The organism is Spongiactinospora gelatinilytica (assembly GCF_003236385.1).
Taxonomy (GTDB): domain Bacteria; phylum Actinomycetota; class Actinomycetes; order Streptosporangiales; family Streptosporangiaceae; genus Spongiactinospora; species Spongiactinospora gelatinilytica.
The window spans coordinates 1-10046 of sequence record NZ_POUA01000293.1; the positions used below are offsets into that span (position 1 = coordinate 1).

Annotated in this window: 9 protein-coding genes; 4 read left to right on the forward strand and 5 right to left on the reverse strand. The window is 72.3% G+C overall.

Translation table 11 applies throughout. The features are described 5' to 3' along the window. From C1I98_RS28635 to C1I98_RS28645, 3 genes are all read left to right on the forward strand, one after another. Positions 1-872, forward strand: an 872-nt coding sequence (locus C1I98_RS28635) for an isochorismate synthase (protein WP_111170514.1), incomplete at its 5' end; no start/stop codon positions are given. 10 nt (positions 873-882) lie between these two features. Further along, positions 883-2406 carry a (2,3-dihydroxybenzoyl)adenylate synthase gene (locus tag C1I98_RS28640; protein WP_111170515.1) on the forward strand — a complete coding sequence of 508 codons (1524 nt, stop codon included), beginning with the start codon at positions 883-885 and terminating at the stop codon, positions 2404-2406. A gap of 5 nt (positions 2407-2411) precedes the next feature. Beyond that, the gene (locus C1I98_RS28645; RefSeq protein WP_111170522.1) at positions 2412-3059 is read left to right on the forward strand and encodes an isochorismatase family protein; all 648 of its coding nucleotides are present in this window, start codon (positions 2412-2414) and stop codon (positions 3057-3059) included. Positions 3060-3075: 16 nt separating this feature from the next. Here the strand turns inward: C1I98_RS28645 and C1I98_RS28650 are convergent, their stop codons facing one another. From C1I98_RS28650 to C1I98_RS28670, 5 genes are all read right to left on the reverse strand, one after another. Next, positions 3076-5301, reverse strand: a complete 2226-nt coding sequence (locus C1I98_RS28650; protein WP_146607676.1) for a hypothetical protein — start codon at positions 5299-5301, stop codon at positions 3076-3078. Beyond that, positions 5298-6215, reverse strand: a complete 918-nt coding sequence (locus C1I98_RS28655; RefSeq protein WP_146607677.1) for a hypothetical protein — start codon at positions 6213-6215, stop codon at positions 5298-5300. The genes C1I98_RS28650 and C1I98_RS28655 overlap by 4 nt, the downstream gene beginning before the upstream one ends. A gap of 77 nt (positions 6216-6292) precedes the next feature. Further along, entirely contained in the window at positions 6293-7108 is an 816-nt protein-coding gene (locus tag C1I98_RS28660) for a hypothetical protein (RefSeq protein WP_146607678.1), read from the reverse strand. A gap of 270 nt (positions 7109-7378) precedes the next feature. After that, complete coding sequence (locus C1I98_RS28665; protein WP_146607679.1) at positions 7379-8452, reverse strand: hypothetical protein; 1074 nt, start codon at positions 8450-8452, stop codon at positions 7379-7381. Positions 8453-8605: 153 nt separating this feature from the next. Beyond that, positions 8606-9400: an acyl-CoA thioesterase domain-containing protein gene (locus C1I98_RS28670; RefSeq protein WP_111170520.1), complete on the reverse strand. Its 795-nt coding sequence runs from the start codon at positions 9398-9400 to the stop codon at positions 8606-8608. A gap of 118 nt (positions 9401-9518) precedes the next feature. Between C1I98_RS28670 and C1I98_RS28675 the strand changes: the two genes are divergently transcribed. Continuing rightward, a partial coding sequence (locus tag C1I98_RS28675) for a DUF1707 SHOCT-like domain-containing protein (RefSeq protein ID WP_111170521.1) occupies positions 9519-10046 on the forward strand: 528 nt, incomplete at its 3' end.

Below are 10046 nucleotides of genomic sequence, written 5' to 3' on the forward strand. Positions count from 1 at the left end.
CGTCGGGGCCGTGGCGGGTCACCCCCGTCCCCGGCCCCGACGATCACCTCGCGGGGGTACGGCGGGCCCTGCGCCTGCTGGACCAGGGCCGGTTGGACAAGGTCGTGCTGGCCCGATCGCTGGAACTGTCCCATCCCGACCCGCCGGACGTCACCACCATGGTGGCCCGCCTGGCCGCCCGCGACCCCGACGGGCACGTCTTCGCCGTCCCGCTGCCCGGCCGCCGCACGCTGGTCGGCGCGAGCCCGGAACTGCTGGTCTCGCGTACCGGGCCGATCGTCGTGGCCGGCCCGATGGCGGGCTCGGCCGCGCGCAGCGCCGACCCCGTCGAAGACCGGCGGCGCGCCGCGGCCCTGCTCTGCTCGGCCAAGGACCAGCGTGAGCACGCCCTGGTGACCCAGGCGGTGGCCGACGCCCTGGCGCCGTTCTGCCGGGCCCTCAGCGTTCCCGACGAGCCCTCGCTGAGCTGCACCTCGACCATGTGGCACCTGTCCAGCCGGATCACCGGACGGCTCGCCGACCCCGACACCACCGCGCTCGCCCTGGCCGTGGCCATGCACCCCACGCCCGCGGTGTGCGGCACCCCGACCGCGGACGCCCGCGCCGCCATCGCCGAGATCGAGCCCTTCGACCGGGGCTTCTACACCGGCATGGTGGGCTGGTGCGACGCGTCGGGCGACGGCGAGTGGGCCGTCACCATCCGCTGCGCCGAACTGAGCGAGGACGGGATTCGGCTGTTCGCGGGCGGCGGCATCGTGCCCGGCTCGGTGCCGGAGGACGAACTCGCCGAGACCACCGCCAAGTTCCGCACCCTGATGCACGCCCTCGGCCTCGACGAACGGGCGGCCCTGGCCGCCTCCACGGGGGAGTGAGAGGACCGCGATGGACGTCGTTCCCTACCCGCCGGAGTTCGCCGCCAGGTACCGTGCCGCCGGGTACTGGCGCGGGGAGACCTTCGGCGGGATGCTCCGCGACCTCGCCGCCGCGCACGGCGAGCGGACCGCCCTGGCCGGCGACGGCGAGCGGTGGAGCTACCGGCGGCTCGACGAGCGCGCCGACCGGCTCGCCGCCGGCCTGACCCGCCTCGGGGTCCGCCCCGGCGACCGGGTCGTGGTCCACCTGCCCAACCGGCCGTCGTTCTACGAGGTGTGCTTCGCCCTGTTCCGGATCGGGGCCCTGCCGGTCTTCGCGCTGCCCGCCCACCGGGCGGCGGAGATCGGCTACTTCTGCGAGTTCACCGAGGCCGTGGCGTACATCGCGCCCGACACGCACGCCGGCTTCGACCACAGGGAACTGGCCGCCGGGCTGAAGGTGCCCAACGTGCTCGTGGACGGCGACCCCGGGCCGTTCCTCGCCCTGGACGAACTCCGCGCCGCCGGACAACTGCAGGAAGGCGACGTCGGCGTGCCCAAACTGATCCCGCGCACCCACGACGACTACATCTACAGCTTCCGGGCCAGCGCGGAGATCTGCGGCCTTTCCGAGCGGTCGGTCTACCTGTGCGCGCTGCCCGCCGCGCACAACTTCCCGATGAGCTCGCCCGGCGTGTTCGGCACCATGTCGGTGGGCGGCACGTCGGTCCTCGCCCCGCACCCCGGGCCCGACGCCTGCTTCCCGCTGATCGAGGCCGAGCGGGTGACGATCACCGGCCTGGTGCCGCCGATGGCGCTGCTGTGGGCGGATTCGGCCGGCCGTACCCGGCACGACCTGTCCAGCCTGGAGATCCTCCAGGTCGGCGGGGCCAAGTTCACCGAGGAGGCGGCCCGCAGGGTCGGCGGGGTGTTCGACTGCGTCTTGCAGCAGGTGTTCGGCATGGCCGAGGGCCTGGTCAACTACACCCGGCCGGACGACCCTCCGGAGATCGCGCTCACCACGCAGGGCCGCCCGATTTCGCCGGACGACGAGATCCGCGTGGTGGACGACCAGGACGCACCGGTCCCCGACGGCGAGCCCGGCCACCTGCTCACCCGCGGGCCGTACACCATCCACGGCTACTACCGCGCCGCCGAGCACAACGCGACGGCCTTCACCCCCGACGGCTTCTACCGGACCGGTGACATCGTCCGGGTCACCCCGGGCGGGTACCTGGTCGTGGAGGGACGCGCCAAGGACCAGATCAACCGGGGCGGGGAGAAGATCGCCGCCGCGGAGGTCGAGAACCACCTGCTCGCCCACCCCGCCGTCCACGACGCCTCCGTGGTGGCCGTCCCCGACGCCTACCTGGGCGAACGCACCCGCGCCCACATCGTGGCCCGCGCCGAGGTCACCGACGCCGAACTCCGCGCGTTCCTGCGCGAGCGCGGCCTGGCTGGCTACAAGATCCCCGACCAGTTCGCGTTCGCCGAGACCCTGCCCGCCACCGCCGTCGGCAAGGTCAGCAAGCGCCGCCTCCGCGAAAGGACATGACGACGATGGCAATTCCGGCGATCGCCCCGTACCCGATGCCGGCCGAGACCCCCGCCAACCGCGTGGCCTGGGAACCCGACGCCGGTCGCGCCGTCCTGCTGATCCACGACATGCAGAACTACTTCCTGCGCGCCTTCACGCCCGGCGCCTCGCCGCTGGTGGAGCTGATGGCCAACGTGCTCGCGCTGCGCGAGCTGTGCGGGGGCCTCGGCGTGCCCGTGGTGTACTCCGCGCAGCCCGGCGGGCAGAGCTCCGAGGAGCGCGGCCTGCTGCTGGACTTCTGGGGGGACGGCATCGGCCCCGACCCCGAGGAGGCCGCGATCGTCGCCGAACTGGCCCCGCGCCCGGGCGACGTACTGCTCACCAAGTGGCGCTACAGCGCCTACCAGCGCACCGGCCTGGCCGAGCTGATGACCGAACTGGGCCGCGACCAGCTCATCGTGTGCGGCGTCTACGCCCACATCGGCGTGCTGATGACGGCGTGCGAGGCGTTCATGCGGGACGTGCGGCCCTTCGTGGTGGCCGACGCGGTGGCCGACTTCTCCCTGGAGCATCACGAGATGGCGATCCGGTACGCCGCGCAGCGCTGCGCGGTCACCACCACCACGGCCCGCATCGGCCGCGCCCTGGCCGGGGCGGTGGCCGGGGTCTGAGTCCTTTCGCGGCGGGCTAGCCGCGCAGCGCGGCGGTGACGGTGTCGAAGACCCGCTGGCTCAGCCCGCTGAGCGCGCCGACCGCCTCGCTGCGCCGGCGCGAGCGGGTCGCCAGCTCGACCGGGCCGGACTGGCCCGCGGTGGGGGCGGTCATGGCGAGGCTTTCCAGGCGGAGCAGCGGCAGCGCCTCCGCGGTGGCCTCGTAGGTGCGGCAGATCAGCCGCAGCTCCTCCTCCTGGGCGCGGGAGACCACCGGCCGGTGGCCGCTGGCGAGCTGCACGTTCTGGATGTAGTCGGCGACCCGGGAGCGGAAGGTCTCGACCAGCTTGCGCAGGAGTACGGCCACGCCGACCGCCTCGAACAGCTCGCGGGAGGCCAGCCGCCTGCGCAGCCGGGTGCCCGCGCTGCCGGGGTCGGCGAAGGCCGCGCGCAGCTCGGCGTCGATGCCGCCGAGCGTGCTCACCGCGACCAGCGCGCGCTCGAAGTGCTCGGCCACCCGGGGCGGCAGCAGCCGTTCGGCGGCCGTGTCCTCGTCGTGCGCGGCCTGCGGCGCGGCGATCGAGGAGTGCAGGCCGCCCACGCTGCCGCTGAGCGCCTCCAGCATGCTCTGCGTGGCCGACTGTTGCAGGCTGAGGCGTTCGAGATTGCGGCTCAGGCTCTCCAGGGTGTACCCGCGCTCGCTGCGGTCGAGCCGGCGGACCGCGTTGTGCATCACCGCGCGGAAGTCGCCGCCGAACCGGCTCTCGTCGAAGACCAGTGGCTGCCGCCCGATCAGGTGCGAGACCTCGCCCTGGAGGGTCGCCGACACGTACCCGTTGACCACCACGATGACCTCGGCGGACGGCGTCGCCACCCGCACCGCCTCGATCTGCCCGCGCAGCGTGTCCACGTCCTCGGCGCGCAGCAGCGAGCGGGTGATCAGCACGGCCACGCCCGCGCCGCCCTCGCCGCGGGTGATCCAGAAGTCGACGGTGGTGTTCTCGCCCAGCATCACATCGGCGTGGAAGTCCCAGCCGCCGGCCTCGATCAGCCGGCGGATCGTCCCGCCGACGTAGTCGAGCCCGGCGCGCTCGTAGTGCCGGCGTACGGCGGAGCGCACGATCGCCGGCGTGATCGCGCCCGACCGCTCCTCCTCGGCGAGGTCGGCCGCACGCCGGTAGAGGGTGAGGCTCATCCGGGGCAGGCCGCCGCTGAGCGACCGGATGTAGCCGGCGATCTCCAGCGAGATGTCCGGCTGGCCGGGGCGGCGCCGCCTGCGCAGCAGGTGAAGGGTCTCCTCGGGGGTGAACGGATCCAGCCGGGCGACGCCGATCCGCTGGTGGACGCTCTGCGGCAGCTTGGACAGGCTCTCCGGCATGCCGCAGAACACCAGCAGCCCGCCGACGCTGATGAAGACCTTGATGAGCTGCTCGAAGGCGTTGACCGCGCTGACGTTCCATTCGCCGGGGTGGCCGAGCAGCTTCTCGTACTCGTCGATGATGAGCACGACCCGGCGGTTCTTCCTGCTGTAGAGGAAGGTCAGCACGCTGAGCGCGTCGTAGGCGTCGAGGTCGCTGGAGATCCGGTCGTGTACGCCGAGGGCGCGCAGCTCCTCTCCGGGCGGCTCGCCGCTCAGCCACTCCCACACCGCGTCGGCGTACTCGTCGGTGGCCAGCAGCGCGAGCGCCCGCCCGAACTTCGCGTACTCCACCTCGGTGCGCAACCGGCGTTTCAGGTCGGCCTGCAGAGCGGGCCCGGACAGGTGGAGGCTCGCGACGACCTTCTCCGGGTCGATGGCGCGCTCCCGCAGCCCGGCGGCGACCTCGCGGAAGATCTGTATGTCGTCCAGCGAGCTGGCCACGACCTCGGAGAAGTAGTCGGTCACCAGGTCGCGGACGTCGGCCTTGCCGAGCATGTCCAAGATCGTGTTGCGGTAGAGGTAGCTGAAGCGCCGCTGGGAGGCGTCGATGGCGAGGATCTTGGACTCCGCCCCCGGCACCTCCGCCGCCGTCTCCTTGATCCGGATCGCCAGGTGGGTCTTGCCGCTGCCGTAGCCGCCCACGATGGCCATGGCCCGGCCCGCCTCGGCGGGGGAGGTGGGCGGCGGGCCGCCCAGATAGGCCGCGACGTACTGAAGAGCGCTTCGGACCGCCGGGGTCGCCACGGTCAGGTCGTGCAGGCTCTCCTGGTCGGCGAGGCGGGTGGTGAAGGTGACCGGCAGGAGCATGTGCCCACCCTCGCCTTCGCCTGCGGACATGCTCATGCCTCGTCCTTCCGTGGTGTCCGCACCAGATGGTTCCAGGACATTATCCTCTTGTATAACACCCGGTGGAAAAAGTTCTCGTCTACCTTCTCGACATTCTCTTCTATCGCGGCGTCGATGAGGATCTTGAAGAGGTTGTCGAAAACCCTGATGACCGGCTCGGGCATATAGCTCATGTTCTGGATGATGTAGTTGAGAGTGGGTGCCGGGATCTCGGGAAATCGGTGCGGCAGGTCGGTGCGTTCCCGGCGGGAGCGTACGAACTTCGCGACGTCACCGTCCTGGAGCAGGCCGACCCTGGCGAAGAAGGTCGTGCGGTTCTGCGCCGTGCCGACGACCGAGTCGAACGTGGGCTTGACGATGTCGTCGCCCTCGATCAGGAAGGTCACCCGAGGCCAGGCCACCGCCACGAAGTCCTTGACCCAGGCGAGCGGCATCTGCGGCGGCAGGATGATCACCACCACCGCGGCCCGCTTCTGAAGGGTGGAACGCAGCTTGAAGAAGCCGTTCTTGAAGGTGAGGCCCTCCAGCTCGCCCCATTCATCGTCGCTCAGCCACAGGCCGTTATCATCTCCCGCCACCTGTTCCAGGGTGTCGTTGTAAACATGCTGGCAGAAGGCGGCGCGGGCGGCGTCGGAATGATCGGAAGGCGCCGGGGAACCGGCGAGATCGACGATTCTTACCGTGGAATCGGTCAATTCACCCCGGTCGTCGGACTCCTGCGGGGGATTGCGGAGAATGTGATAGACGCAATGTTCGATAAAACTGGTCTTCCCGGCGCCGGCCCGGCCGGCGACGTACACCACGTGGCCGCGCAGCGGCCGGCGGTCCCGCTCCTTGAGCATCTCGGTGAACTGGACGTACTGCCGGTGGGTGTCGTCCAGGAAGACGAACAGGTCCTTGCGCACCTGCATCTGCCAGATCCGCAGCGGCGCGTCCCACGCGCTGCCCGCCTCGCCCGTCGGGTGGAACGGGTTGCACCACTCGCGGGTCATGACGCGGCGCCCGGAGTGGCGGGCCGCCGCATCGCCGAGTGCCGCAGCCAGGGTCTTCTGAGCCGGACCGCCATCGCCGCCGTCCGTGCGGTGAAGGCGGCCGCGCTTTCGGCCTCCCGCCTGGCGATCTGCGCCCGGCGTTCCATCGGCACCTTCCTCCAGTCGTTCGCGGAGCGGGCGGTCAGCCCGCCGAGCATGGCGAGCAGCCGCGCCGGTTCGGTCCAGGCGGGGCGGGCGAGCGCGGCGTTGCCGATCTTGGCGGCCAGCGTCTCGCGAGCCGCCTCCAGCGCGGCGACCTCCGCGTCGCCGCGCCGCCAGCCGGCCAGGAAGGCCGCGTGCGCGGCGGCGAACGCGGTGGCCGCCGCGAACAGCTCGTTCCCGGTCTGGGCGCCCGCGCCGGCGGCGGCCCGCCACTCGGTGGTGGCCAGCGTCAGCAGCGCGCCCGCGACGACGGGGATGAGCACCGAGAGCATCGCGGTCAGCGGCCCCGGGCTCTCCGGGCCGCGGATGTCCGGCTCGGCCGTGGCCAGTGCCCGGCACGCCCGGTCGAAGTCATCGGGGCGCACCGTCCGCCACCGCTCCAGGGTGAGCGGTCGCCCGGCCAGCCGTACCTCGTCAGGCGCGGACCCGGGGGACACCAGCCCGAGGGTGGTCGCGGCGGCGGCGAGGTCGGCCCGCTGGCGCTCGCCGAGGCAGTAGACGAGCAGCCGGTCGGCCTCGTCGGGATCGGTGGAGTCCGCCCGCGCGGGCGCGCCGAGGGCCAGGATGAGGAACATGAGCACCATCGGCCCCGACGTGCCCAGCCGTCGCATGCCACCGCCTTCTGAACCGCCGTTCAGCCGCCGCCTTCAGAAGAAAAGATATCCCCCCGGTCGACATTTGTGGTGGAATCTTGAGCCGTGCTATAAGGTTGTGATCCGCGGCGAATTGTGAATCTTATTCAGATGATCTGCTGGCTGCCCGCGGTGGCCCGCGCCGCGCCCCAGAAGCGGCCCGCGCGCAGGTGGGAGCCCCCGGGAAAGCGCGACGCCGGCCGCGCCGCTAATGGTGGACAACGCTATTCATGTGGCGGCAAGTCGCTTTTATTGCTCCTGGTGGCCGGACACGATCCGCTTGGCCGGGCCCCACACCGATTCGTCGTCGAACGCCTTCTCGAACACGGCGTGATAGGTGCTCACCGCCTCCACCACCGGCTCGATCCAGCGCGGTTCCATACCCGTGCGGGTGAGCGCGAAGCGCACCCAGTGCCGCAGTGCCTCGGGCAGCCGCTCGCGCTGCGCGGCGTCGAGCATCACCTTGCGCGGCAGGAAGTCGGCCAGGAACAACGCCACCCTGCCGGGGCTCCAGGCGAGCGGGCCGGGGCGGATGTAGCCGTCGCCGTAGTCGAGGAACAGCCCGGCCAGGGAATGCGTCACGTCGTCGTCGGGCAGGCCGCTGTGCCGTACGAACTCCGCGGTCAGGTCCTCCCGCTCGGCGGCGGGGGTGGGCGCCCAGTCGGGCCAGGCGGGCAGATGAGCGCGGCCGCGCGTCCAGGCCAGCGCGCGCAGCTCGGCGTAACCGCCCTCCTCCTGGTGCGGCCAGGCCATGTCGGTCTCCCGCATCGCCAGCGCCAGCTCGGCCAGCACGGCGGCCGGCTCCGCCGGGCGGACCGGCATCGGCGGATCGTCCGGCCCGCGCAGCCGCTCCCACTCCTCGTGCGCTCCCGGCTCCACCAGCCGCAGCGCGGCGATCACCGGCTCGGCCTCGTCCACGATGACGGCCATCAGCGTGTGCGGGCGCGGCCCCGCGTCGTAGTCGACGAACAGCACGCGCTCGCGCCGCCAGACGTCGGTGCCGCGGAACGCGCGGGTCGGCTCCCAGCAGGGCGTATCCGCCCATTCCGGTCGCGGCTGGGACGCCGACAGGATGTCGGTCGCCTGGGTCAGCATCTCCCGCTCGCTCCCGGGCGCGACGCGCGCCAGCGCGGCCACGGCCGCCATCGCCGGAACCGAGGGCCGGGACGTCGCCCGCCCCGCGACCTCGGTGCAGATCAGGTGCTCCGGCTCGGTCTCGCCGGGCGGCGCGGCCAGCCACACCTCGCCGAGCCGGCGGCTCGCCCAGACCTCCGCGGCCAGCGCGTCGGCGTCGTCCCCGGCCAGGCCGCGAGCCTCGAGCACGATCTGTTCCGACAGGCGCAACCGGGCCACGGTGCGCTGTGGTCGTCTCTGTCTGCCTCGCCCCTCCGGGCGTCCGCGGCTTTTGGGACTCATACCTCCGAGTCCATCACATCGCGGGCCCCGCCCGGGGAAGGCCCGCGCATACCGGCGGGCTCAGTCGCCCATCCGAGGGTTGGCCAGCGCGGTGACCACGCAGTGGCCGATCGGCCCGGACTCGTCGTGTACCACACAGACCCCGGTCGAGACGCCCTCCTCGCTCAGCCGGCCGGTGACCTCCAGGCCGACCAGCTCGCCGAGCGGCGGCCTGGAGAGGGTGAGGGTGTAGTCGGCGTTGATGTAGTAGAGCCCTTCGGGGCCGAAGTTGCTGAGCGGGCTGGCGAAGTCGGCGGCCAGCGCGGCGCGGACCAGCGGCGAGACCGGCTCGCCCGCCACCAGCGGGTGGATCTCGCGGGTCCAGGCCACCCGGCGGGCGTCGCCGTCACCGTTGTCGGCGAGCCGCCAGTGCAGGTCGAACGGCGGAGTCCAGCCGGTCACCGGCCCCGCCCCCGTGGTCAGGTCCCCCGGCGGCGGCATCTCGCGGGGCGGTACGACGGCGACCTCGCCGGGCATCGTCCCGCCACCGCGCAGCAGCACCACCGAGGCCCGCCCGATCGCGCCCCGCGCCGAGGCGATCTCCACGTCCACGACGCGGATCCTGCGGCCGTCGCGCACCGTGCGCGACTCCACCCGCAGCGGGACCAGCGGCGAGCCGCGGAACAGATCGACCGTCACACGCGCCGCCCGCAGGCCGTCCGTGAGATGGCCGCGCTCCACGGCACGGGCCGCGAGCCCGCCGATCAGCCTCCCGTGCAGCATGTCGGCCGACCACGGGCTCTGCGCGGCCGGGGAGGGGATCAACTCCCCGTCACGCTCGGTGAAGAACGCCGGGGGCTGCTCGGTCTGCGTCACGCGCCTCATCTTCTCCGCTAGGTTCCGGGCTACCCGGAATCCTAGAACAACGCTCTGTGCGCCTCCCCCCGGCCCGGCTCGGTGCAATAGCGGGCGGACACGTACTATCGTGACCAGCATGCAGAATCTCCCCGAGCGCGGCGACGGGTCGTCGCAGGTGCGCGCCTCTGACAGCAACAGGGAGCAGGTGGCCGCGATGCTCGGCGAAGCCATGGCCACCGGGCAGTTGAGCCACGACGAATACTCCGAACGCCTGGACGATCTCTACACCGCCAAGACACTCGGCGAGCTGGAAGTCCTCACCCGCGACCTGCAACTCGGCCAGGAGCGCGGCCCGGCCCCCGCCCCGGGCGGCGCGCCGTTCTCCTACGCCCCGGCGAGCGGCACCGAACGGGACAACGTGGTCGCCGTCTTCGGCGGAGCCCACCGCAAGGGCAACTGGCGGGTACGCCGCCGTTTGTTCGGAACGGCCGTCTTCGGCGGCATCGAACTCGACCTCAGCGAGGCGGTCTTCGAGTCACGCGAGGTCGAGATCCGCATCTTCGCCGTGTTCGGCGGCGTGGAGCTCCGCGTCCCCGAGGGCGTCGAGGTCCGCTCGGAGGGCAGCGGCATCTTCGGCGGCTTCGACGTCCGCGGCTCCTCCCAC